This is a genomic window from Streptomyces pyxinicus (assembly GCF_024753135.1).
GTDB lineage: Bacteria > Actinomycetota > Actinomycetes > Streptomycetales > Streptomycetaceae > Streptomyces > Streptomyces pyxinicus.
The window spans coordinates 33,064-56,197 of record NZ_JANUGP010000007.1 but is presented as its reverse complement, the minus strand read 5'-3'; the positions used below and the strand labels follow the sequence as shown (position 1 = coordinate 56,197).

At 73.2% G+C, this 23,134-nt stretch carries 23 protein-coding genes and 7 tRNA genes; 17 read left to right on the top strand and 13 right to left on the bottom strand.

The features are described from left to right. Positions 1-210: 210 nt before the first annotated feature. Positions 211-1,599: a serine/threonine-protein kinase gene (locus NX794_RS11640; RefSeq protein ID WP_258778329.1), complete on the bottom strand. Its 1,389-nt coding sequence runs from the start codon at positions 1,597-1,599 to the stop codon at positions 211-213. 649 nt (positions 1,600-2,248) lie between these two features. Here NX794_RS11640 and NX794_RS11635 point away from each other — a divergent pair. The 4 genes from NX794_RS11635 to NX794_RS11620 all read left to right on the top strand — a co-directional run bounded on the left by NX794_RS11635 (position 2,249) and on the right by NX794_RS11620 (position 4,874). Beyond that, complete coding sequence (locus NX794_RS11635) at positions 2,249-2,425, top strand: hypothetical protein (protein ID WP_258778328.1); 177 nt, start codon at positions 2,249-2,251, stop codon at positions 2,423-2,425. A gap of 182 nt (positions 2,426-2,607) precedes the next feature. Continuing rightward, entirely contained in the window at positions 2,608-3,417 is an 810-nt protein-coding gene (locus NX794_RS11630) for a formylglycine-generating enzyme family protein (RefSeq protein WP_258778326.1), read from the top strand. A 120-nt stretch (positions 3,418-3,537) separates the two neighbouring features. Then, on the top strand, positions 3,538-4,452 hold the full coding sequence (locus tag NX794_RS11625) for a phosphotransferase family protein (protein WP_258778324.1): 915 nt from the start codon (positions 3,538-3,540) through the stop codon (positions 4,450-4,452). A gap of 119 nt (positions 4,453-4,571) precedes the next feature. After that, complete coding sequence (locus NX794_RS11620; protein ID WP_258778323.1) at positions 4,572-4,874, top strand: TFIIB-type zinc ribbon-containing protein; 303 nt, start codon at positions 4,572-4,574, stop codon at positions 4,872-4,874. Between the two features lie 53 nt (positions 4,875-4,927). Here NX794_RS11620 and NX794_RS11615 read toward each other — a convergent pair. The 5 genes from NX794_RS11615 to NX794_RS11595 form a co-directional block, all read right to left on the bottom strand. Then, positions 4,928-4,999 (bottom strand) — tRNA-Val (locus NX794_RS11615). A gap of 29 nt (positions 5,000-5,028) precedes the next feature. Continuing rightward, a tRNA-Val gene (locus NX794_RS11610) sits at positions 5,029-5,100 on the bottom strand. A gap of 47 nt (positions 5,101-5,147) precedes the next feature. Then, positions 5,148-5,219: transfer RNA gene (locus NX794_RS11605), tRNA-Val, on the bottom strand. 1 nt (position 5,220) lies between these two features. Next, positions 5,221-5,294: transfer RNA gene (locus tag NX794_RS11600), tRNA-Cys, on the bottom strand. Between the two features lie 38 nt (positions 5,295-5,332). Next, positions 5,333-5,405: transfer RNA gene (locus NX794_RS11595), tRNA-Gly, on the bottom strand. A gap of 178 nt (positions 5,406-5,583) precedes the next feature. Between NX794_RS11595 and NX794_RS11590 the strand changes: the two genes are divergently transcribed. The 3 genes from NX794_RS11590 to NX794_RS11580 all read left to right on the top strand — a co-directional run bounded on the left by NX794_RS11590 (position 5,584) and on the right by NX794_RS11580 (position 8,445). Continuing rightward, complete coding sequence (locus NX794_RS11590) at positions 5,584-6,651, top strand: chorismate-binding protein (RefSeq protein WP_258778321.1); 1,068 nt, start codon at positions 5,584-5,586, stop codon at positions 6,649-6,651. Further along, a complete protein-coding gene (locus NX794_RS11585) occupies positions 6,648-7,469 on the top strand; it encodes an aminotransferase class IV (RefSeq protein ID WP_258778320.1) in 822 nt (273 codons plus the stop codon). The genes NX794_RS11590 and NX794_RS11585 overlap by 4 nt, the downstream gene beginning before the upstream one ends. A 151-nt stretch (positions 7,470-7,620) precedes the next feature. Further along, entirely contained in the window at positions 7,621-8,445 is an 825-nt protein-coding gene (locus NX794_RS11580) for a GNAT family N-acetyltransferase (RefSeq protein WP_258778319.1), read from the top strand. 29 nt (positions 8,446-8,474) lie between these two features. Here the strand turns inward: NX794_RS11580 and NX794_RS11575 are convergent, their stop codons facing one another. Beyond that, positions 8,475-8,999 carry a DsbA family protein gene (locus NX794_RS11575; protein ID WP_258778317.1) on the bottom strand — a complete coding sequence of 175 codons (525 nt, stop codon included), beginning with the start codon at positions 8,997-8,999 and terminating at the stop codon, positions 8,475-8,477. Between the two features lie 243 nt (positions 9,000-9,242). On the opposite strand from NX794_RS11575, the gene NX794_RS11570 reads away from it, so the two are divergent. Then, positions 9,243-9,686, top strand: coding sequence for a hypothetical protein (locus NX794_RS11570; RefSeq protein WP_258778316.1), 444 nt, complete (start codon positions 9,243-9,245; stop codon positions 9,684-9,686). A 156-nt stretch (positions 9,687-9,842) separates the two neighbouring features. Then, positions 9,843-9,995 (top strand): hypothetical protein, encoded by a 153-nt coding sequence (locus tag NX794_RS11565; protein WP_014671572.1) that lies wholly within the window; start codon positions 9,843-9,845, stop codon positions 9,993-9,995. A 68-nt stretch (positions 9,996-10,063) separates the two neighbouring features. Here NX794_RS11565 and NX794_RS11560 read toward each other — a convergent pair whose 3' ends face one another. Then, complete coding sequence (locus NX794_RS11560) at positions 10,064-10,624, bottom strand: CGNR zinc finger domain-containing protein (RefSeq protein ID WP_258778314.1); 561 nt, start codon at positions 10,622-10,624, stop codon at positions 10,064-10,066. Positions 10,625-10,911: 287 nt separating this feature from the next. Next, the gene (locus tag NX794_RS11555; protein ID WP_004002642.1) at positions 10,912-11,325 is read right to left on the bottom strand and encodes an SsgA family sporulation/cell division regulator; all 414 of its coding nucleotides are present in this window, start codon (positions 11,323-11,325) and stop codon (positions 10,912-10,914) included. A gap of 191 nt (positions 11,326-11,516) precedes the next feature. On the opposite strand from NX794_RS11555, the gene NX794_RS11550 reads away from it, so the two are divergent. The 4 genes from NX794_RS11550 (at position 11,517) to NX794_RS11535 (ending at position 12,931) form a co-directional block, all read left to right on the top strand. Beyond that, a complete protein-coding gene (locus tag NX794_RS11550) occupies positions 11,517-11,999 on the top strand; it encodes a TIGR02611 family protein (RefSeq protein WP_258778311.1) in 483 nt (160 codons plus the stop codon). Positions 12,000-12,054: 55 nt separating this feature from the next. Then, positions 12,055-12,126, top strand: a tRNA-Val gene (locus NX794_RS11545). A 247-nt stretch (positions 12,127-12,373) separates the two neighbouring features. Then, on the top strand, positions 12,374-12,820 hold the full coding sequence (locus NX794_RS11540) for an SRPBCC family protein (protein ID WP_258778310.1): 447 nt from the start codon (positions 12,374-12,376) through the stop codon (positions 12,818-12,820). A gap of 39 nt (positions 12,821-12,859) precedes the next feature. Next, positions 12,860-12,931, top strand: a tRNA-Val gene (locus NX794_RS11535). Between the two features lie 45 nt (positions 12,932-12,976). On the opposite strand, the gene NX794_RS11530 is transcribed toward NX794_RS11535, so the two are convergent. Further along, positions 12,977-13,702: a 3'-5' exonuclease gene (locus NX794_RS11530; RefSeq protein WP_258778309.1), complete on the bottom strand. Its 726-nt coding sequence runs from the start codon at positions 13,700-13,702 to the stop codon at positions 12,977-12,979. A 168-nt stretch (positions 13,703-13,870) separates the two neighbouring features. On the opposite strand from NX794_RS11530, the gene NX794_RS11525 reads away from it, so the two are divergent. The 3 genes from NX794_RS11525 (at position 13,871) to thrS (ending at position 17,753) form a co-directional block, all read left to right on the top strand. Further along, positions 13,871-14,437, top strand: coding sequence for a DUF4365 domain-containing protein (locus NX794_RS11525; protein WP_258778308.1), 567 nt, complete (start codon positions 13,871-13,873; stop codon positions 14,435-14,437). Beyond that, the gene (locus NX794_RS11520; protein WP_258778307.1) at positions 14,434-15,684 is read left to right on the top strand and encodes a hypothetical protein; all 1,251 of its coding nucleotides are present in this window, start codon (positions 14,434-14,436) and stop codon (positions 15,682-15,684) included. The genes NX794_RS11525 and NX794_RS11520 overlap by 4 nt, the downstream gene beginning before the upstream one ends. Before the next feature lie 92 nt (positions 15,685-15,776). Beyond that, positions 15,777-17,753: a threonine--tRNA ligase gene (gene thrS, locus NX794_RS11515; RefSeq protein WP_258778306.1), complete on the top strand. Its 1,977-nt coding sequence runs from the start codon at positions 15,777-15,779 to the stop codon at positions 17,751-17,753. Positions 17,754-17,763: 10 nt separating this feature from the next. On the opposite strand, the gene NX794_RS11510 is transcribed toward thrS, so the two are convergent. Next, positions 17,764-18,453, bottom strand: coding sequence for a potassium channel family protein (locus NX794_RS11510; RefSeq protein ID WP_258778305.1), 690 nt, complete (start codon positions 18,451-18,453; stop codon positions 17,764-17,766). A 67-nt stretch (positions 18,454-18,520) separates the two neighbouring features. On the opposite strand from NX794_RS11510, the gene NX794_RS11505 reads away from it, so the two are divergent. Then, positions 18,521-19,081 carry an HIT family protein gene (locus NX794_RS11505; RefSeq protein WP_258778304.1) on the top strand — a complete coding sequence of 187 codons (561 nt, stop codon included), beginning with the start codon at positions 18,521-18,523 and terminating at the stop codon, positions 19,079-19,081. Positions 19,082-19,099: 18 nt separating this feature from the next. Here the strand turns inward: NX794_RS11505 and NX794_RS11500 are convergent, their stop codons facing one another. After that, complete coding sequence (locus tag NX794_RS11500) at positions 19,100-20,746, bottom strand: hypothetical protein (RefSeq protein WP_258778303.1); 1,647 nt, start codon at positions 20,744-20,746, stop codon at positions 19,100-19,102. A gap of 180 nt (positions 20,747-20,926) precedes the next feature. Next, positions 20,927-23,125 carry an elongation factor G-like protein EF-G2 gene (locus NX794_RS11495; protein ID WP_258778302.1) on the bottom strand — a complete coding sequence of 733 codons (2,199 nt, stop codon included), beginning with the start codon at positions 23,123-23,125 and terminating at the stop codon, positions 20,927-20,929. Positions 23,126-23,134: the final 9 nt, after the last annotated feature.

The following is a 23,134-nucleotide window of genomic DNA, read 5'->3' as shown; positions in this document are numbered from 1 at the left end:
CGGCTCCCGAACGCGCGGCCGGTCACAGGAACGGCCTGCCTGCACGGCCCGTGCCTCGACAGTCCGGTGTCGCCGGCCTCCCGGCCCACGCCCCTACGGCCCCTGCCCCCAGCGCTGCCGCTCACTCGGCGTCGGATTCCCGGGGTCACCAAGTCCGGTAGCGCCGCCCCGGGCACGCCTCCCTCAAACCCCGGATTCCCCCCGACCCGCTCAGTTCCCGAAGTCCTGGCTGGGCGCCGACCCGCGCCCGTCCGGAGCCGTAGGGGTGAAGCTGGGCTGGGCGTGCCGGCGGCCGCCGCTGTCGTCGCCGAGCCCGCGCGCCGGGCCCTGGCAGCCCTGCGCGACCGCGATGCCGAGCGCCACCAGCAGCGTCACCACCACGAACACGAACAGCCGCTGCCGCAGGAGCCGGGGATTGGCCGGCCGCCGCCCGGTCCCCGTCGTCCGCGGACCCGGCCGCCCGGAGCCGCTGCGCGGAGCGGGCCGCCCGCCGCTGCCGGAACGCGCCGAGCCCCCGCGTGGCGGGGTCGGCCGTCCGGCACCTGGGCGGGAGGGCACTCCGGAGCCCCGGGAGGCGTTGCCGCCCCGCGCGGGGGCGGCGCCGCGTGCCGGCCCACCGCCCCGGGAGGGGGTGCCGCCACGCGGCGGCGGGGTACCGGGGGCGCCGCGCCGCTGGACCCGCTGCGGTTCGGGGTAGGTGTCGACGAGCCGCCCGGTGGGCCGGTCCGCCTCGGCGGCACGCGGGGCCGGTGGCCGCGCCTCGGTCATGCCCTGGGCCTCGCGGGCGGCGATCTCCTTGAGTCGCAGCGACAGCTGCAACGTGCTCGGCCGGTCCTCGGGCACCTTGGCCAGACAGGCCCGGACCAGCGGGGCGAGCGCGTCGGGTACGCCGTACAGCTGCGGCTCCTCGTGCACCACCCGGTACAGCATGATCTCGGAACTGCCGTGCCCGAAGGGGGAGTCGCCGGTCGAGGCGTACGCGAGGGTGGCGCCGAGCGAGAAGACGTCCGTCGCCGGGGTGACCGCGGCGCCGCGTACCTGCTCCGGGGCGAGGAAGCCGGGCGAGCCGACCGCGGTGCCCACATGGGTGAGCGTGGAGGCGCCGGTGGCCCAGGCGATGCCGAAGTCGATGATCCGCGGCCCCTTGGGGGACAGCAGGATGTTGGAGGGCTTCAGATCCCGGTGGACGACCCCGGCCTCGTGCACGGCGACCAGTCCCTCGGACAGCGCCGCGCCGACCGCGGCCGTGTCCGCCGCGCCGAGCGGGCCCTCGTCGGCGACCTTGTCGTGCAGGGAGGGGCCGGGGACGTACTGCGTGGCGAACCAGGGCCGCTCGGCCTCCAGGTCGGCGGCGACCAGCCGGGCCGTACACCCGCCCCTGATCCGCCGGGCCGCCGAGACCTCGCGCGCGAACCGGGACCGGAACTCCTGGTCCTCCGCGAGGTCGGGCCGGATCACCTTGAGCGCGACCCGCTGGCCCTTCTTGTCGGAGCCGAGGTAGACCACGCCCATCCCGCCCGCGCCGAGCCGTCGGTGAAGCCTGAACGAGCCGACGACGCGCGGGTCCTCGCGCCTCAGGCGCATCATCGCCATGTTCATCCCCGCTGCCCGGTCCCTGTGACGTGGCACAGCTTACGATTCCCCGGCCGCCTGCGCGCAGAGGCCGCGCCCTCCGGGGCCGATCGGATTGTGCGGGCGGCGCATGACAGGTGAAAGCGAGTCAGGAACCGGTCCACTACGGCACCTTTGAATCACGTTCAGGGTCAACAGGACGGCTGAAAGCGGCTGTTGAGCACGCGGGTGGCGCCCCAAACGACAGCCGCGGCCTTCCCGGCCCGCCCGCGTGGACGTCCGCCGCCACCACCCCCGGAGTGGATCACCACCGGAACCAGGACCCCCTTCCCGAGTGATCGAAGTCACCCCACCCGGTGCACAGGGCGGATCTTCCGGCGCATCGGACAGTTCCGATATGCGGGGATACGGCTGACACCCCCTCCGGGAAGACCCCGAGACGTAGGTCCACGTCTCCACCCTGGGGAGTACTCCGCGGCCGACGGCTCATCCTCCTGGAGGCCCGGCAATCGGTACGAAGGCATGACGCCCGCGGACCGCCCCGCGCCTAGATTTGAGGTCAAGCGGCGGGTGACAGCACTCGTCCCCCGAGGTCAGACACCCGCCGCTCCGAGAACCACCGAGAACGACTCATCGAGAACCACCGAGAACGACAGAGACGGTCAGGAGAGGGACCATGGCCTTCACGGCACCGCGACGGACGACGTTCGCACCCCGCCGTACCGGCCGCCGCCACCCCCTGGTGGCGACGCTCATGGCCCTTCCCCTGGCGGCCCTGCTCCTGCTCGTCTTCGACGGCTGGGAGACGGTGGCCACACAGGCGTCGTCCGTGGGTGCGATGCTGGGGCGCTGAGCGGCGACCCCAGGCCCGGAAGAGCGGTCCGGGCGGGGACATCCATCCATGAAACCCCGTGGGGACGGGGGTGCGGCGGACGGCACGAATGCCGGCGCAGCTGGGGAGCTGCGCCGGCATTGGCCGTTCCCGGCGGGGCCGTGGCGTCCGTGTTGTCGGTGCCGGATGCGAGACTGCGCCGCATGACCCTCGCCGACCTCACCCTCGACCGGTGGCGCACGGCCGACGCGGCGACCGCACACCGCGTCGCCCGCGCGGTGGCGGCCGCGGTGGGCGGCCGCGTCGTCCACGTGGACACGCCGGACGCCTCGGCGGCCACGGACGCGACCGTCCCGCACCGGGTGCGCGTCGAGCGCGGTGGCCGGGAGTTCGCGCTGATACCGGGCGGCCGGGTGTCCGTCGGATTCGACCTCGGCGCCTGGCGGCCGACGCCCGGGCAGAGCGCCGACTACGCGGCGAGCGTCGCGCGGGGCTTCGGCCACGGCGACGATCTGCGGGCCCATCTCGCGCAGGTGCTCAGCCCCCGCCGCGAGGTCGTGCTGCCGGCCCTGCTGATGGCCGTCGAGGACGAGGCCCTGACCGCTCCCCCTGCCGACATGCCCGCCGTCCTCGCGGACCGGGGCCTGCGCCTGCCGACGCCCGACGAGTGGGAGCACGCCTGCGGCGCGGGCGCCGGCACGCTCTTCCGCTGGGGCGACGAGTGCCCGCTGGACCGGGACCCGTACGAGGACCGCACCGGCCCGCACCGGGACCCGAACGCCTTCGGCCTGCGCATCGCGTACGACACCTACCGCGCCGAGCTGACCTCGGACACCACCGCGGTCCACGGCGGGGACGGCGGCGAGTCGGTCTGCGGTGGCTACGGCGCCCTGCTGGCCTGGCTGCCCCTCGCGACCAGCAACCGCAACCCCGCCATGGCCGACTTCCTGCGCGGCCCCGACGGCGAGGGCATGTACGAGGAGTTCGGCACCAGACCGGTCCTGCCCCTGTGACCGCCCCCACCGCCGACCGCCCCGCACCCTGAGACCCCCACCCTGAGACCCGTCTGAGACCCCCACCCTGAGACCCCCACCCGAGCACCCACCTCCCACCTCCCCTCCCTCCGAGGCCCCGTGACCCTCCTCCCCGCCCTCACCGAGCAGGCCAGGACCGCCGCCCACCCCCGGCCCGGCACCGCCTCCTGCGGCTGCGGCACCGCCGCCCTCGCCGACCGCCCCGACGCCACGGTCGTCCGGCACGCCGACACCGTCGCCAAGGCCCACGCCCCCGGCACCGACCCGGCCCACCTGGCCCTCCGCGTCGCCACGGCCGCCCGCCTCCCCGACATCCTGCTGCCCCCGCTCACCCCCGATGCCGTCCCCCTGCACGACCGACTGGTGACCTTCTGGCCCTACGGCGCCCCCGTGGACCCGGACGACCCGGACGCGGCACCCTGGGAGGCCGCGGCCACCCTGCTCGCCCGCCTCCACGCCGGCGCGCCCCCGGCCGGGCTGCCTCCGATGCGCGGCCCGGCCAAGGCCGCCCGTGCCCTCGCCCGCCTGCACGCGGCCCTGCGCACCGCGCCCGACGAGCGGACGCACCCGGTCGTCCTCCGGGCCTGGGCCGCACTGCCCCCCTGGGCCAGGGGAGAGGCCCCGATGCCCGGCCCACCCGCCCTCTGCCACGGCGACCTGCACCTCGGCCAGCTCGTCCGCCACCCGGCACCCGAGGGCCGCTGGCTCCTGATCGACGTCGACGACCTCGGCCTCGGCGTCCCGGCCTGGGACCTCGCCCGCCCCGCCGCCTGGTACGCCTGCGGCCTCCTGCCGCCCGACGAGTGGACCCGCTTCCTCACCGCCTACCAGCGCGCCGGCGGCCCCGCCGTACCCGCCGACGGCGACCCCTGGTCCGTACTGGACATCCCGGCCCGCGCCCTCACCGTGCAGACGGCCGCGCTGGCGATCGTCCGGGCCCTCGCCGCCCACCGGCCGCTGGACGAGGTGGAACAGGCCCTGATCGACGCCTGTGCCCGGATGACCGCCCCGTAAGGGCCCCCGGCCGGGACGCCCCCGATTCCCCGGGCTAGCCTGCAACCGCCCACCCCCCGGACGGAGTCTGTCCAGGGGAAGTACGAAGCAGGATCTGACGGCGAGGAGTTGAGCCGAGCATGCAGTGTCCGAAGTGCCACGCGCCGATGCACACCTACAACCGCAACGGCATCCAGATCGAGCAGTGCAGCGGCTGTCGCGGCATCTTCCTCGACTACGGCGAGCTGGAGGCGCTGACCCGCCTGGAGTCCCAGTGGTCCCAGCCCGGGCCCCCGCCCCCGGCGGCTCCGCAGGCGTACCCCGCCGCGCCGGCCGCGCCCGCGTGGGGCGCCCCGCACGGCGGCGGCCACCACGGGGGCGGTCACGGCCACTACGGCCACCACCGGCACAAGAGCTTCGGGCACATGCTGTTCTCCAGCTGACCGGCACGACGAAGCCCCCGGCCGTTCGAGACGGCCGGGGGCTTCGTGAGGTGTGGACGATACTGGGATTGAACCAGTGACCTCTTCCGTGTCAGGGAAGCGCTCTCCCGCTGAGCTAATCGTCCGCGGACCGTGACCCGAGAGTCACAGGCAGTGCGCGATACTGGGATTGAACCAGTGACCTCTTCCGTGTCAGGGAAGCGCTCTCCCGCTGAGCTAATCGCGCGGGTGTGGATCTTCGAGGAGACCCGGGGACCCTCGGGGAGGATCCAGTGGACGATACTGGGATTGAACCAGTGACCTCTTCCGTGTCAGGGAAGCGCTCTCCCGCTGAGCTAATCGTCCTTGGAGGTGGAGACGGGATTTGAACCCGTGTAGACGGCTTTGCAGGCCGTTGCCTCGCCTCTCGGCCACTCCACCAGGAGTGTAGGGGATCGGGAAGACCCCTTCTTCCTTCGAGCGGACGACGAGGCTCGAACTCGCGACCTCAACCTTGGCAAGGTTGCGCTCTACCAACTGAGCTACGTCCGCTTGTCGTTTCGGTCGGCTTCCGCATCCCGGCGACGTGTTGAACTCTAGCGGATTCCCGGGCCAGTACAAAAACGCGTTTGCGCAGCGTGCTGCGGTGCGCTCGGCGGAGCCGGCGCTCGGGGTCCGCTCCGGGACATCCCCAGGTCACCCCTGGGACACCCACCCTAGACTCGACCATGTGCTCCACCACCCGTCCGGCCGTGCGTCCGGCCTCCCTCCCCTGGCCCGCTTCGGCGACCGCGTCGCCACCGGCCTGCTCGACGTCACCAGCGACCCGGCCGCCCTGGACTCCACCGGCTTCTGGGCCGTCTGCGCGGACTTCGAGGGCCGGCTGACCTGCGCGCGCTTCGCCGAGGTGCGCGCGGAGCCGGTGCCCGCGCCGGTGCCGGGCCGCTGGCGGGGCCCGGCGGTGGGGGAGTGGACCTCCTCCCTGGACCGCGCCGCCTACACGGCCGCCGTCCACCGGATCCGCGCGCACATCGCGGCCGGCGAGGTCTACCAGGCCAACCTCTGCCGGGTGCTGAGCGCACCCGTGGCACAGGACGCCGACGTGGACGCCCTGACCGCGCTGCTGGCCCGCGGCAACCCGGCGCCCTACGGCGGAACGATCCGCCTGCCGGAGCACGGCGTGGAGATAGCCACCGCCTCGCCCGAGCTGTTCCTGCGCCGCGCCGGCCGGACCGTGGAGTCGGGGCCCATCAAGGGCACCGGCCGCACCGAGGCGGACCTCCTGGAGAAGGACTACGCCGAGAACGTGATGATCGTGGACCTCGTCCGCAACGACCTCGGCCGGGTCTGCGCGACCGGCACGGTGACGGTCCCCGACCTGTGCGCCGTCGAGAAGCACCCCGGCCTCGTGCACCTGGTGTCGACGGTCCGCGGCGAGCTGCGCGCGGGCGCCGGATGGCCGGAACTGCTCGCCGCCGCGTTCCCGCCGGGCTCGGTGACCGGCGCGCCGAAGTCGAGTGCGCTGCGGATCATCGAGGCCCTGGAGACCGCCCCCCGCGGGCCGTACTGCGGGGGCATCGGCTGGGTGGACGCCGACCGGGGCACCGGCGAGCTGGCCGTGGGCATCCGCACCTTCTGGATCGACCGTGCCGCGGGCGCCCTGCGCTTCGGCACCGGAGCCGGCATCACCTGGGGGTCCGACCCGGAGGGGGAGTGGCGGGAGACCGAGCTGAAGGCGGCCCGGCTGCTCGCGGTAGCGTCGGGGGCGTACGAGGACAGCGGAAGGGCGTTCGCATGAGGATCTGGCTGGACGGCGGGCTGAAGGACCTGGAGTCCGCCCGTGTCTCCGTGTTCGACCACGGCCTGACGGTCGGGGACGGCATCTTCGAGACGGTCAAGGCGGCCGACGGCAGGCCGTTCGCGCTCACCCGCCACCTCGACCGGCTCACCCGCTCGGCCCGTGGCCTCGGCCTGCCCGACCCCGACCACGACGAGGTCCGGCGCGCCTGCGCGGCCGTCCTGGAGGCCAACCCGATGCCGCTCGGCCGGCTGCGGATCACCTACACCGGCGGCCACGGCCCGCTCGGCTCCGACCGGGGCGAGCACGGGCCCACCCTGGTCGTCGCCCTCGGCGAGACCGCCCGCCGCCCGGACACCACCGCCGTGATCACCGTGCCCTGGACCCGCAACGAACGCGGCGCCCTGACCGGCCTGAAGACCACCTCGTACGCCGAGAACGTCGTCGCCCTGGACCGCGCCCACCGGCACGGCGCCTCCGAGGCGCTGTTCGGCAACACGGTCGGCCGGCTCTGCGAGGGCACCGGCTCCAACGTCTTCGTGGTCCTGGACGGCGAGATCCACACCCCGCCGGTCGCCTCGGGCTGTCTGCCCGGCATCACCCGCGCCCTCGCCGTCGAGTGGACCGGAGCCAGGGAGACCGACCTGCCGCTGGACGTGCTGGAGCGGGCCGACGAGGTCTTCCTGACCTCCACGCTGCGGGACGTGCAGGCGGTGCACCGCGTCGACGAGCGGGAACTGACCGGCGCCCCGGGGCCGGTGACCGCCAAGGCGATGCGGATCTTCGACGAGCGCTCCGGACAGGACCTGGACCCCTGAGCGGACCGGGCGAGAGGCTGCGGACAGGTCAACTCCCTTGCGTTCGGGGTGCGTCGGAGACGGGCGCGGACCGGCCGACCCCCACACCCCCGGCGCATGTCGGGGGCGAAATGAGGCTGACGACCGCGTCCGCCGGGGGTAGAACACCTGGATGACCACCACCCTGCGGCCGGTCGAGCCGCTCCGGCAGCATCCCGACGGCACCCGTGCGCGCCGCTACCAGGTGTGCGTGAACAGCCGCCCCGTAGGGGAACTGCACCTCACCACCTCACCCGCCCACGGCACCTCGGTCGCGCGGGTACAGGAACTCTGGATCGCCGAGGCCGACCGGCGGCGCGGCCGGGGCACGGTGGCCGCCCTGGCCGCGGAGGAGGTGGCGCGCGGCTGGGGCTGCGCCGCCGTCGAGACGGCTGTGCCCGCCACGGCGGACGCGGCGCTACGGCTCTTCGCCGCCCTCGGCTACACCCCGCGCAACCGCCACATGGAGAAGCGCCTCGGCACCACCCCGCCCGAACTGCCGCCCGGCAGCCGGGCCCGGCCCATGACGGAGGCGGAGTACGCCGCCTGGTACGCGCGGGAGAGCGAGCGGTACACGCGCTCCTGGATCGAGCGGGGCGTCCCGGAGCTGGCGGCCCGGGCCAAGGCGGCCGAGGACCACGCGCGGCTGCTGCCCGACGGGCTCGGCACCGCGCGCATGCTCTTCAGCGTCGTGGAGCACGAGGACGTCCCCGTCGGCACCCTCTGGCTGGCCCTGGAAGCGGAGCGCGCCTACGTGTACGACGTCGAGACCCACGCGGCCCACCGCGGCCGGGGGCACGGCCGGGCGCTCATGCTGGCGGCGGAGCGCCAGGCGACCGAGGCCGGCCTGCCGGTCCTCGGCCTCAACGTGTCCGCGGGCAACACCCCGGCCGAGCGGCTCTACACGTCACTCGGCTACCGGACGACGACCCACTTCCTCGCCAAGCCCCTGTTGTAGGACGGGTGTCCCGGCCCGGGCTTCCCGGCTCAGGCCTCCCGCTCGGCGAGCAGCCGGTCGGCGGTCTCCTCGATTCGTTCCCGCAGGCCCTCCTGGCTCTTGCCGCCGTCCAGGCGCTCCCCGCCGATGACGTAGGTCGGGGTGCCGGTCACCCCGATGGCCTTGCCCTCGGCCTGGTCGGCGTCGACGATCAGGATGTGCCGGCCGTCGATCAGCGCGGTGTCGAACTCCTCGGCGTCCAGGCCGAGTTCCCCGGCGACCTCGACCAGGAAGGGTTCTCCCTCACGGTCCAGTTCCTCGACCCGGCCGAGCACCGCCTCGACGTACGGCCAGCCCTGCCCCTGCGCGAAGGCCTCCTCCGCGGCCTGGGCGGCGGCGAAGGCGTGCTTGTGCTTCTCCAGCGGGAAGTGCCGCAGCCGCAGCTCCAGCCGGTCGCCGTAGCGGGCGCGCAGGGCGCGGACGTCGTCCAGGGCGGTGCGGCAGTCGGGGCACTGCAGTTCGCACCAGACGTCGAGGACGGGGGCGTCGGGGCGCGCGGGGGAGGAGTCGCTCATGTGCCCCAGTCTCCCAGGCCGGGCGCGGGCGGCCCAACCGGGCTGCTGTGGGCGGCGCCGCAGGCCCGGGCGGGTGCGCGCGGCACCGGCACCCCGGGAGGAGGCAACCCGGAGATCTCCCTGATGTCCGCCCGTGGGCATGGCCTCGGCGGGACCGGCCGGTGCAGGATGGAGGGGACGAGACGCACCTCGCCGAGGCGGCACACGTCGCCGCCGGCCGACCGAGCCCGCCAGGAGGACCGGATGATTGCCGAGACCGTCTGCTCCGCCGTGTCCGCCGCGGGCCTGGGCATCGCGGTGGTCACGGCCTACCGCAAGCGGTACCTGGCGGCGGCGCGCATCGCCGCCTACGCGCTGGTGCCGGTCGGCCTGGTGATGACCGGGGTCGTGGGCTGGCTCGCCGACACCGCCCTCAGCCCCACGGCGTGGGCGGGCTTCGGGGTGCTCGGCGGCGCCTGGTTGCTGTTCGCCGGCACCCGCGCCGTGGAGCGGCGCCGCGGCGGCACCCGGGCCGAGCGCAGAGCGGCCGGGAAGGCGGGCGGCGAGGCGGTGGCTCCCGGCGCCTCGGCGCCCTCCCTCGGCCAGGGCGCGCGTCCCGCCGCCCGGCCGGCCGCGGCGCCCCGCCCGGCCGACTCCGCCGACGACTTCAGCGACATCGAGGCCATCCTCAAGAAGCACGGCATATGACAGTCACACGATTCGGGCGAAACGACACAGTGAGTCCCGGGACGCCCGGAAACGATCACCGGGCGAACGAGAGATCACGGTAACCGGCGGACACCCGGAAGATCCCCTGGTGCTGATCGCGTCCGGCGCCCGGCGTGGGCCATCATCGGCCCCGAGATGCTGGACACACAACAGAGCGAGGCCGCGCCGCCGAAGGACGAGCCGCGCGGGTGCCTCTTCGCCCTATCCCAGCCACCGCTGATGATCTTCCTTGCGGTGATCGGGTGTCTGCTCCTCATGGCTGCGCTGCACGACCTGCTGTTGCTGTGAGCCGTACACGTCCGTCCCGGCGCCACCCGCCGGGACCGACGTCGCCCCCGGAGCCGGCGCCGGCCCGCTCAGCCCGCCGCCTCCTTGCGCCGGGCCCGGTAGGCGGCGACGTGCAGCCGGTTGCCGCAGGTGCGGCTGTCGCAGTAGCGGCGCGAGCGGTTGCGGGAGAGGTCCACGAAGGCGCGCCGGCAGTCCGGTGCCTCGCAGCGCCGCAGCCGCTCCTGCTCACCGGCCACCACGAAGAAGGCCAGTGCCATCCCGCAGTCGGCGGCCAGGTGGTCGGCCACGGAGGCGCCGGGCGCGAAGTAGTGCACATGCCAGTCGTAGCCGTCGTGGTCGGTGAGCCGGGGCGTGGTGCCGGCCGCCGCGACCAGATCGTTGATCATCAGGGCCGCGGACCGGGCGTCCGGCGCCGCGAAGATCCCCGCGAACCGGCCCCGCACCTTGCGCACCGCCGACAGGTCGAACTCCGACAGCACGCCGACGTCGCTGATCGCGTGGCCGCGCACGAAGTCGACGAGCGCCGCCACGTCCGGCAGCCCGTCCGTCGCGGTGTCGTCCTCCGGGGCGGTGTTCACCAGATCGACCACGGTGTCCAGCGCGCACCGGGTGTCGTGGGTGATCAGCACGTTTCGCTCCCTGGCCTGGGGGGTCGGGCGGGCGCCCGCCGATGCTGGCCGATGGTAGCGACAACCGCGCCCACCACACCGGTCCGCGCCCGACCGGGCCTGCCATGAGAACGTCCCCGGACCCCGGCGGGTTCCCGGCACCGCGATGCGGGGAGCGGCCGGCGCACGGGCCGACGCCGTCCCGTGGACACCCACGGTGACGGCGCCGGACTGTGCCGTATGCAATTGTCTTGGCCCGAGCCGTCTCCCCGAGTGGACGGCGCCGGGCTGCTTCGAGGGGCCGCGGCCTAGCTCTCCGCCAGGATGTGTGACAGTTCCTGGTCCAGATCGAAGTGCCGGTGCTCCGTGCCGGGCGGCACGGCGGCGTCGGTTCGCTTCAGGAAGGACTCCAGGGCCCGCGCCGGGGCCTCCAGCAGGGCTTCCCCCTCCGGGGAGCTGAGGGCGATGCACACGACGCCCTGACCATGACTACGGGATGGCCAGACGCGGACGTCGCCGGTTCCGGTGGGCCGGTGCAGCCCCTCGGCGAGGAGGTCGCGGGCGAACACCCACTCGACGGTCTCCTCGGCTCCGGTGTGGAAGGTGGCGTGCACGGCGTAGGGGTCGGCCGTGTCGTACCGCAGGCCTGCGGGGACAGGCAGGGAGGACTCGCTCGACACAACGAGGCGCAGGTGCAGCTCGCAGCTGACCGTGGTGTTCATAAGCGCCAGGGCCTTTCGCTCAGTGTGCGCTCGGGGATTCGCACGTCGGCGAAATCGACATGCCACCTACGGTGCCGTTGTAAACCCCTCTGAGGGTTTTGCGTGTGTTTACGTAACTCTTCCGGCCGAGAACTCGTACCAGATCTACGACCATTCCGGTGACTGGATTCACTCGGGTAGGGTTTGTCTGTATGAATACGGGGAGTGACCAGCCGGGTGAGCGCGCCGTGGCGGTGGACGCGGTGGCCGGGACGTACGAGGCGGAGGCGGACGGAGTGGTGGGCGAGGAGAACGCCGAGCGTGGCCTCGGCTCCCGCGCGCCGGAGTTCGTCAAGGCCCGCCGGGCCCTGCACCTGAGCTGGCAGGTCGGCGTCTTCGTGGTCGGCCTCGCGGTGGTCGTGGCCGGTGTGATCATGCTCCCGCTGCCCGGACCTGGCTGGGTGGTGATCTTCGGCGGCATGGCGATCTGGGCGACCGAGTTCGTCTGGGCCCAGCTGGTGCTCCGCTGGACCAAGCGCAAGGTCACCGAGGCCGCCCAGCGGGCCCTCGACCCCGAGGTGCGCCGCCGCAACATCACCCTGACCGTGATCGGGCTGGTGATCGTCGGGGTGCTCGCCGGGATCTACCTGTGGAAGTTCGGCCTCGTCATGCCGTGGAAGATCAGGGACCAGTGACCGGGCACCTGGTCGGAGGCACCCCCTGACATGGGGTAATGTTCTTCCTGCGCCCGGGCGATTAGCTCAGTGGGAGAGCGCTTCGTTCACACCGAAGAGGTCACTGGTTCGAACCCAGTATCGCCCACCCGGACCGACGGCCCACCTGCCACCGCAGGTGGGCCGTCGGCGTTGTCGGCGGCGCCTTGTGCGGGACCGTCGCAATTCGCCGCGACGGAAATACCCTCACCTTTTCCGGAATGCCGTCGGCCACTTCGTAAGTACGACAAGAGCGGAATTCCGTGGGCACTCAACCGCCCGGCGGGAGCCGATATCTGAGTGCGACTCACATCTGTCGGGCCGTCACTCTCCTCCGCGTCCAGGAGACTCGCCCCATGAACTTGAACCACTACCGCTTCCTCAGCCTGTGGCCGCTGCCCGCCCCGCCGGTCGCCGTCTACGACGTGCTGGCGCGGCCCGAGGACTACCCCCGCTGGTGGCCCCAGGTGCGCGCCGTGACCCGGCTCGACGACCGCACCGGCGTCCTCACCATCCGCTCCCTGCTGCCGTACGACATGAGCTTCACCGCCCGCGAGACGCGCCGCGACCCGGACGCCGGCGTGCTGGAGATCGCCGTGTCCGGTGACATCGAGGGCTGGGCCCGCTGGACGGTCACCGCCGAGGGCGCCGGCACGCTCGCCCGCTACGAGCAGGTCGTGGACGTCACGAAACCCTTGCTCAGACGGCTGGCGCTGCCCGGACGGCCGGTCTTCCGCGCCAACCACCGGCTGATGATGGCCGCCGGGAGGCGCGGGCTGCGCCGCCACCTGGCAGCGGTTTGAAGTAACCCTGTCGGGACCTGTATTGTTCAGTGCGTTCCCGGGCGATTAGCTCAGTGGGAGAGCGCTTCGTTCACACCGAAGAGGTCACTGGTTCGAACCCAGTATCGCCCACCGGGACAGAGCCGGTCCGCACACAGCGGGCCGGCTCTTCCGTTGTCAGGCCGCCGCCGGCAGCTCCGGACGTAGCGGCCACTCCGTACTCACGATCTCCTGCGAGCCGCTGCGCGCGAACCACGCCTGGAGCCCCCGCGCCTGCGCCGCGTGCCAGTCGGTCTGCAACGCGTGCAGCTCGGCCGGGGACAGCCGCTCCAGACGCGCCGCGAACCGGCGGCCGACCGCCCGTACGACGTCCAGGGCCGCCAGCGCGTCCGCCGCCGCGTCGTGCGCGCCGTCCAGCGTCACGCCGTAGTGGTCGCACAGGTCGGTCAGGGTGCGCCGGCCCTTGCGGTAGCGGTCCAGGTGCTTGTCCAGCACCCGCGGGTCCAGCACCCGCAGCGGCACCGAGTCGAGCCAGCCGTCCAGCGACGCCGCCCGGTGCCGGCGCAGCTCCCGGTCCAGCAGTGTCAGGTCGAAGGGCGCGTTCATCACCACCAGCGGCCGGCCCATCGCCGCGTGCTCCGCGAGCTGCTCCGCTATCTCGTACACCACCGGCGCCGGCCAGCGGCCGTTGCGCTGCAGGTGCTCCTCCGTCAGACCGTGCACCGCCGTCGCCGCCTCCGGCACCGGCACCCCCGGGTTCACCAGCCAGCGGCTGACCCGCGGCCGGGTGCCCGGCGCGTCCTGGACGACGACGGCGGCCGACACGATCCGGTCGGTCTCCACGTCCACGCCTGTCGTCTCCGTGTCGAAGGCGGCCAGCGGCCCCTCGTACCAGATCGTCATCCCCACACAACTCCTCGGTCACTCCCGGCAGATGACGATCCGTCTTCTGCCCGTTTGGTGATACCCGGGCTGTTTGCGCCGTACGCCGCGAGGACACAACAGAGATACGGGTCTTTGCAGTTCAGCGGCCCGTCACGGGGAAACCCATTGCCTGGAAGGCTGTTGGCCATGGCCGTTGCGCAGCCCGAGCGGGGCGGGCTGCTGCCCGCCCGCCCGGGCCCCCTTCGCGGCACGCTCGCCGTCACCGCGTGCATGGAGACCCTGCAGGTCGGCTATCTGCACGCGGTCGCCGCCGCGGCCGGCTGCTCGCTGTCCCAGCCCTTCCCGGACAACGGCATCGACTGGCACGTCAGCCACGGCGCGCCCGGCCACACCGTCGACGACGAGGTCACCGTCAAGGTGCAGCTCAAATGCACCTACCAGGTCGCGCCCCACCCGCCCGGCCGCTCCTTCTCCTTCACCCTGGACAACGCCCATCTGCGCAAGCTCGCCCGCACCCCCGTCTCGGTGCACAAGATCCTGGTCGTCATGCTCGTCCCGCGCTCCCAGGACGACTGGCTGCGCGCGAGCCACGACCGGCTCGACCTCCGGCACTGCTGCTACTGGATCAACCTCGCCGGACACCCCGTCACCGGCCGGCACCGCACCACCGTGCGGATACCGACCTCGCGGATCTTCGACGACCGGGCGCTCTGCGAGATCATGACGCGGGTCGGAACGGGAGGCAGACCATGACCAGCCGCCCCCACGAGAAGCCGGTCCGGCCGCTGCCGCCGCACCCCGACGACGCGGCCTGGAACCGCGCACCACGGCCCGACGAGGTCGACCCCGCCGTGCTCGGCGCCCTGCTGCGCCGGCACGGCTGGCAGCGGCGCGGCGGAGCCGCCGGGCGCTACGGCCGCTGGACCCCGCCGGGGCCGGGCAGCGCCGGGACGAGTCTCCTGGTGCCCGAGAGCCGTGCCTTCCCCGACAGCGACGACCTGCTCGGCGAGGCCCTCGACGCCCTCGCCCGCAGCGCCACCCCCGCCGCCCGCGAACTGCTGATCTCCCTCGCCGTGCCCAGCGACGAGATCCGCTGGTGGCGGGACGCCCCCGACGGACCCGGCGGCGCCGCCCCCTGGAGCGCCGACGAGCAACTGCGCGGCGCCGCACGGCAGATGCTCCTCGCCGCCGCCCTCGCCACCCGCGCCCGGGCCGGCTACCACGGCGCCCGCCACCGCCGCCCGGCCGCCGCCCTCCTCCAGGACGTCCTCGTCGGACCCGCCGCCGAGGGCCGGGCCCTCACCGCCTTCGCGCCCGTGCCCGCCGGCCGCGCCCTCGCCGTCACCCTCCACCACGCCCTGCACGCCGCCCGCGAGGCCGTCGACTACCAGCGGGCCACCGGCGGCATGGACGCCTTCGACGGCGCCGTCGAGGCCGGCGTCAGCCGCGAGCTGACCGAGGCGCTCACCGCGCTCGTCCGGGGCACCGAGGGCGCCCGCGTCGCCGTCGCCTGGGCCCCCGCCGCCGGCATCCCCGAGGGCTGCGCCCCCGCCGCCGAACCGGTCGAGTTCTCGCCCGGCGACCTGCCCGCCCTGCGCGCCGCCGCCGCCCGCTACCTGCGCGCGGAACCCTCCGTCCCGGTCCAGGTCACCGGCACCGTCGACCGGCTGCGCCGCTCCGGACCCGGCGGCGAGGGCACCGTACGGCTGCGGGTGCTGGCCGGTGCCGAGGTCCCGCACGTCCGGGTCACCCTCGGGGAGGAGGACTACCGCGTCGCCGGCCACGCCCACCTCGTCGGAGTGCCGGTGCGCGTGCGGGGCAGGCTGGAGCGGCGCGGCGGCTTCCGCAGGCTCACCGGCGCTCGCGGGGTCGTACCCGTGCGGGTGGACGACGCCGAGCGGGAGCGGCTGACGAAGGCCCTCCAGGAGAACCTCGACTGCTTCGAGGAGGACCCCGGGCAGGGGCCGCCGGAGGCGTACCGGGACGGGGACCGAGGGTAACCGTTTCGCGGTCGGTGCCGTCGGGTCGGTACGATCGCCAGTGCGCGCGCTCCGGGTATGGCGCCGCACCCACCTTCAGTCAGGAGAGACCGGTGTCAGACGTCCGTGTGATCATCCAACGCGATTCCGAGCGGGAAGAACGCGTGGTGACGACGGGCACTACGGCCGCCGACCTCTTCGCGGGCGAGCGCGCGGTCATCGCCGCGCGCGTGGGCGGCGAGCTGCGGGAACTCGGCCACGAACTGTCCGACGGCGACGAGGTCGAGGGCGTCGAGATCTCCTCCGAGGACGGTCTGAACATCCTGCGCCACTCCACCGCGCACGTCATGGCGCAGGCCGTGCAGGAGCTGTTCCCCGAGGCCAAGCTGGGCATCGGCCCGCCCGTCAAGGACGGCTTCTACTACGACTTCGACGTCGAGAAGCCGTTCACGCCCGAGGATCTCAAGGCCATCGAGAAGAAGATGCAGGAGATCCAGAAGCGCGGGCAGCGCTTCTCCCGCCGCGTCGTCACCGACGAGGACGCCCGCGCGGAGCTGGCCGCCGAGCCGTACAAGCTGGAGCTGATCGGCCTCAAGGGCTCGGCCTCCAGCGACGACGGCGCGGACGTCGAGGTCGGGGCCGGCGAGCTGACGATCTACGACAACCTGGACGCCAAGACCGGCGAGCTGTGCTGGAAGGACCTCTGCCGCGGTCCCCACCTGCCCACCACCCGCAATATCCCGGCGTTCAAGCTGATGCGCAACGCCGCCGCCTACTGGCGCGGCAGCGAGAAGAACCCGATGCTCCAGCGCATCTACGGCACCGCCTGGCCCTCCAAGGACGAGCTGAAGGCGCACCTGGAGTTCCTCGCCGAGGCCGAGAAGCGCGACCACCGCAAGCTCGGCAGCGAGCTGGACCTCTTCTCCATCCCCGAGCAGATCGGCTCCGGCCTCGCCGTCTTCCACCCTAAGGGCGGCGTCATCCGCCGGGCCATGGAGGACTACTCGCGCCGCCGGCACGAGGAGGAGGGCTACGAGTTCGTCTACACCCCGCACGCGACGAAGGGGAAGCTCTTCGAGACCTCGGGCCACCTGGACTGGTACGCCGACGGCATGTACCCGCCCATGCAGCTCGACGAGGGCGTGGACTACTACCTCAAGCCCATGAACTGCCCGATGCACAACCTGATCTTCGACGCGCGCGGTCGTTCCTACCGTGAACTGCCGCTGCGCCTCTTCGAGTTCGGGACCGTGTACCGGTACGAGAAGTCGGGCGTCGTGCACGGCCTGACCCGGGCCCGCGGCTTCACGCAGGACGACGCGCACATCTACTGCACCCGTGAGCAGATGTCCGAGGAGCTGGACAAGACGCTCACCTTCGTCCTCGGCCTGCTGCGCGACTACGGCCTGACCGACTTCTACCTGGAGCTGTCCACCAAGGACCCGGAGAAGTTCGTCGGCTCCGACGAGGCCTGGGAGGAGGCGACCGAGACGCTGCGCCAGGTCGCCGAGAAGCAGGGCCTGCCCCTGGTCCCGGACCCGGGCGGCGCCGCCTTCTACGGCCCGAAGATCTCGGTCCAGGCCAAGGACGCCATCGGCCGCACCTGGCAGATGTCGACCATCCAGCTCGACTTCAACCTGCCCGAGCGGTTCGACCTGGAGTACACCGGACCGGACGGCGCCAAGCAGCGTCCGGTCATGATCCACCGCGCGCTGTTCGGCTCCATCGAGCGGTTCTTCGCCGTGCTGCTGGAGCACTACGCGGGCGCGTTCCCCGCGTGGCTCGCCCCGGTCCAGGCGATCGGCATCCCGATCGGGGACGCGCACGTGGAGTACCTGGAGAAGTTCGCCGCGGCGGCCCGCCGCAAGGGCCTGCGCGTCGAGGTGGACTCCTCCTCGGACCGGATGCAGAAGAAGATCCGCAACGCGCAGAAGCAGAAGGTGCCGTTCATGGTCATCGCGGGCGACGAGGACATGTCGAACGACTCGGTGTCCTTCCGCTACCGCGACGGCTCCCAGGAGAACGGCATCCCGTTCGAGGACGCCCTCGCCAAGATCGCGCAGGTCGTGGCGGAGCGGGCCCAGGTCTGACCGAGGCCGGTCAGACGCCCGTGCCGGGCCCCCGGGGAGCACCGCCCCGGGGGCCCTCCGCGTCCTCCTCCCGGGCGGCGAACGCCTGGAGCAGCCAGCCGGAGAACGAGCCGGTGACCGCGCCGAGCAGCGCGAGACCGCCGGCCATCATCACCGCCGCGATCACCCGGCCCCCCGTGGTCACCGGCACGACATCGCCGTAGCCGACCGTGGACAGCGTCGACACCGCCCACCACACGGCGTCGCCGAAGCCGTGCATCTCGGTGCCCGGCGCGCCCTTCTCCTGCTGATAGACCGCGAGCGCCCCGGTGAAGCCGAGCAGGACGGTGGACAGCCCGGCGTAACAGACCACCCGCGCGTACAGCGGCAGCCGGGGCAGGCCCCGCCGGCGCTTGAGGGACTCGTACACCCGCACGATCCGCAGCGGACGCAGCAGCGGCAGCGCCAGGACCAGGGTGTCCAGCAGGTGGGCGCGGACGAAACCGGGGCCGCGCCCGCTGAACCGCCAGCGCACCGCGTAGTCCACGGCGAAGGCCAGCCAGCAGAGCACGAGCACGGCCAGCCACATGTCGTCCCAGGCCGTGCCCGGCCGGGGCGCGAGCACCAGGGCCGCGTAGGCGGCGAGGAAGGCCAGCGACGCCAGCGAGAGGGGAATCTCGACGGCGCGCTCCCAGCGGGCCTCGGGGGTGTCGTCGTCCACCGGCCAAGCTTGGCCGGAGAACGCCTCGGGGGCGCCCCGGCGACACGCCGCGAACGGGCGAAGCCATATGCTGCCTAGCATGACGAGCGAGCCGGAACAGCAGATCGGAGTGGGGACGCAGGACGCGTTCCAGCGCCTGTGGACGCCCCACCGGATGGCCTACATCCAGGGCGAGAACAAGCCGACCGGGCCGGGATCCGGCGACGGCTGCCCCTTCTGCTCGATCCCGGCGAAGTCCGACGAGGACGGGCTGGTGGTGCGGCGCGGCGAGCACGTGTACGCGGTGCTCAACCTCTACCCGTACAACGGCGGGCACCTGATGACCGTGCCCTACCGGCACGTGGCCGACTACACCGACCTCACCGGCCCGGAGACCACCGAGCTGGCCGAGCTGACCAAGCAGGCGATGCGAGCCCTGCGCACGGCGTCCGGGGCGCACGGCTTCAACATCGGCATGAACCAGGGCACGGTGGCCGGCGCCGGCATCGCCGCGCACCTGCACCAGCACATCGTCCCCCGCTGGGGCGGCGACACCAACTTCATGCCGGTCGTCGGCCACACCAGGGTGCTGCCCCAGCTGCTGGCCGACACCCGCAAGATGCTCGCCGAGGCCTGGCCCACGGCGTGACCCGGCCGGGCCCGCCGCTCAGGCGTCGTACACGTCGGCCTTCCTGGGCGTCGGGTCCTGCACGTTGCCGCTGAGGAACGCCGAGCGGGCACCGAACTTCTCGGTGTTCACGCCGTGCTCCCGCAGCACCTTGATGGCCGCCGAGTGCACCACGCGCAGCACCGGGGTGGCCGCGCGCAGCGCGTCGTCCGCCATGAAGCGGTGCCGCCAGGGCTGGTCCGCCCAGGCGTGCCGCAGGCCGAAGGGCTCGGGCAGGCCGAGCGAGCCGCCCAGCCACTTCAGCAGCGGCGGGTACCAGGTCAGCGGGGCGCGCACGGCGAGCCGCACCACCTCGTCGGTGCCGACCAGCGGCAGCTTGATCGTGCGGTTCTCCCAGGGCTTGAGGGACTTGGCGACCTCCTTGACCGGTGCCGCCGGCTTCGTCGTGAACAGCGGGTTCACCGGCCCCAGGGCGTGTCCGGTGACCTCGATGCGCAGCGTCTCGTGCAGCACGGTCACCGTGATCAGCATGGTGATGACCAACTGGCCGTCCCACAGCGTCCACTGCACGCCGAGGTAGTGCCGGTCGCCGCTGCCGAACTGCTGCTTGTTGCAGATCTCCTGTATGGCGTGCGGCTTGACCTGGAACGCCTCCACGTCGGTGCCCGAGGGACGGGACACCGAGCCGGCCTTCTCGCCGATGGGCGTGACGACCCAGTGGCGTATCGACGGCTTCGGGAAACCGCCGGTGTTCAGCGGGCCGCGCTCCAGCAGGGTCAGCTGGTCGTGGATCGCGCGGATCACGTCCCAGCTGCGGAAGGGGTGGATCTCCCGGCCCGAGTCCGCCGGCACCAGGTCCTCCGCGAGCTGCCAGGCGCCCCAGCGGGTGCCCATGCCGAGTATGCCCTTGGGCCCGGCGTAGAAGACCGAGTTGGACTGCTGCTCGGCGCTGAGCCGGGCCAGCGACTGGCGCAGGTCCTCGGCGGCGGTCTGGCCGGGTCCCCGCGGCACGGCCTCGGGGATCTTGGCGCCGACGCTGGTGCCCGACAGCAGGCCGTCCCAGCGCACCCGCAGGTCCTTGGCGGTGCTCTCGCAGACTCGCTTGGCCCAGAACCAGCCGAGGACGGGCAGTACGAGGCACGCGCGCGCGTACCAGGCCCAGAAGCCGCCGAACGGCATCTTGAGGAAGAAGAGCGCGGCGAGGATGCCGAAGCCGGCCAGCAGCGCGGTGGCCAGCGGCCCGGCCCGCTTGTCGTCGCGCCGGGCGACCAGCGTGCGCAGCTGGAACACGAGCAGCCAGGCGAGCATCCCGGGCAGGAAGAGCAGCCCGCACAGGACCGTGGCGGCGGCGAGACGGGTGTCGCGCTCGCGGCGGATGTTGTTGGCCGCCAGGCAGTGCTCGACCACGAACTGGGGCTCGGAGCCGAAGGACTGGATGAGCGCCGCGCGGCCCGGCGCGAGCATCCGGTCGACCACCGCCCGCGAGAACGCCTCACCCAGGTTGGGCCGGAACATCTTCATCCGGCCGGCCTTGACGGTCGACTGGTGCCATTCGTTGTCGGCCTTGATGATCTCCTCGATCGGGCTGTCCCGGTACGCCGCGGAGGCCAGCGCGGCGGTCGCCGCCTGCCCTCCGTCGCCCGCGACGGGCACCTGAGGCCCGTCCCACTCCGTTCCCAACGACATTCCCGCCCCCACTCACCGCCGGCGTCGCTCCTGCGGCCTTCCCGACTTCCCTGCCCCGCACACCTGTTGCCCGGTCGTCGTGCCGAATTCCGGCACCAGGTGATCAGCGTATCGGCCGCCACCGACAACCGGTGGGCGGACGGCCGAAGCCGCCCGCCCACCGCTCCCCGCAGGCGTGAACTACGCGCTGCCGCCTGCCTGTTCGCGCACCCGTTCGGCGACCTGCGGCGGCATCGGCTCGTGCCGGGCGTAGGCGCGGTCGAAGCGGGCCGTGCCGTGCGAGAGGGAGCGCAGGTCGACGGCGTACCGGCCGATCTCGAACTCCGGCACCTCGGCCCGGATCAGGGTGCGTCCGGAGCCCACCTGCTCGGTGCCGAGGACCCGGCCGCGCCGGCCCGACAGGTCGCTCATCACGGCGCCCACGTACTCGTCGCCGACCAGGACGCCCACCTCGGCCACCGGCTCCAGCAGATGGATCCTGGCGTCCGCGGCGGCCTCGCGCAGCGCCAGGGCGCCGGCGGTCTGGAACGCGGCGTCGGAGGAGTCCACCGAGTGGGCCTTGCCGTCCACCAGCGTGACCCGGACGTCGATGAGCGGATACCCGGCGGCGACGCCCCGGGCGGCCTGCGCCCGTACGCCCTTCTCCACGGAGGGGATGAACTGCCGGGGCACCGCGCCGCCGACCACCTTGTCCACGAACTCGATGCCCGAGCCGCCCGGCAGCGGCTCCACCTCGATCTCGCAGATCGCGTACTGTCCGTGGCCGCCGGACTGTTTGACGTGCCGGCCGCGACCGCCGGCCTTCGCCGCGAACGTCTCCCGCAGTGACACCCGGTGCGGGACCACGTCGACCTGGACGCCGTAGCGGCTGCGCAGCCGCTCCAGGGCGACGTCCGCGTGGGCCTCGCCCAGGCACCACAGGACCACCTGGTGGGTGTCCTGGTTCTGCTCCAGGCGCATCGTCGGGTCCTCGGCGACCAGCCGGGCGAGGCCCTGCGAGAGCTTGTCCTCGTCGGCCTTGCTGTGCGCCTCGATGGCCAGCGGCAGCAGCGGGTCCGGCATCCGCCAGGGCTCCATCAGCAGCGGGTCGTCCTTCGCGGAGAGCGTGTCGCCGGTCTCCGCGCGGCTCAGCTTGGCCACGCACACCAGATCGCCGGCGACGGCGTGCGGCACCGGGCGCTGCTGCTTGCCGAAGGGCATGGACAGGGCGCCGACCTTCTCGTCCACGTCGTGGTCCTCGTGGCCGCGGTCGGCCAGACCGTGCCCGGAGACGTGCACCGTCAGGTCGGGGCGCAGGGTGCCGGAGAAGACCCGGACCAGGGAGACCCGGCCGACGTACGGGTCGGAGGCGGTCTTGACGACCTCCGCGACCAGCGGCCCCTCGGTGTCGCACGGCTTCAGCTCGCGCGGCTCGCCGCCGACCGCGGCGACCCGGGGCAGGGGGTGTTCGAACGGGGTCGGGAACCCGCCCGTGACCAGCTCCAGCAGCTCGATCGTGCCCAGGCCCTGCCGGGCGCCCTCGGCGGCGGGCGCGGCGGCCAGCACCGGGAAGAAGCTGCCGCGCGCGACGGCCCGCTCCAGGTCCTGGACGAGCGTCTTGACGTCGACCCGCTCACCGCCCAGGTAGCGGTCCATGAGGGTCTCGTCCTCGCTCTCGGCGATGATCCCCTCGATGAGCCGGTCGCGGGCCGCGTCGAGGTCCGGGAGCCGGTCGGCGCCGGGCTCGGACTCCTTGCGCTCGCCGGTCGAGTAGTCGTACAGCTTCCGGGACAGCAGCCCGACCAGGCCGGTCACGGGCGCGTGCCCGTCGGCGCCCTCGGGGCCGCGCAGCGGCAGGTACAGGGGCAGGACGGCGTCGGGGTCGTCCGCGCCGAAGGCCTCCGCGCAGATCCGGGTCATCTCCTCGAAGTCGGACCGCGCGGCCTCCAGATGCGTGATCACGATCGCGCGGGGCATGCCGACGGCCGCGCACTCCTCCCAGAGCATGCGCGTGGCGCCGTCCACCCCGTCCGAGGCCGAGACGACGAAGAGGGCCGCGTCCGCGGCGCGCAGACCGGCCCTCAGCTCCCCGACGAAGTCCGCGTACCCCGGGGTGTCGAGGAGGTTGACCTTGATGCCGTCCCATTCGACCGGGACCAGCGAGAGCTGTACCGAGCGGTGCTGGCGGTGCTCGATGTCGTCGTAGTCGGAGACGGTGCCGCCGTCCTCCACGCGGCCCGCCCGGTTCACCGCCCCCGCAGTCAGCGCGAGAGCCTCCACCAGGGTGGTCTTGCCCGCTCCGCTGTGGCCGACCAGCGCCACGTTCCGTACGGACGTGGGGCGGTCGGCCGCCAGAGCCCTGCCGGCGGCCCCGGGGTGTGTGTGCTGCTTGTCGCCCATGATCCTGCC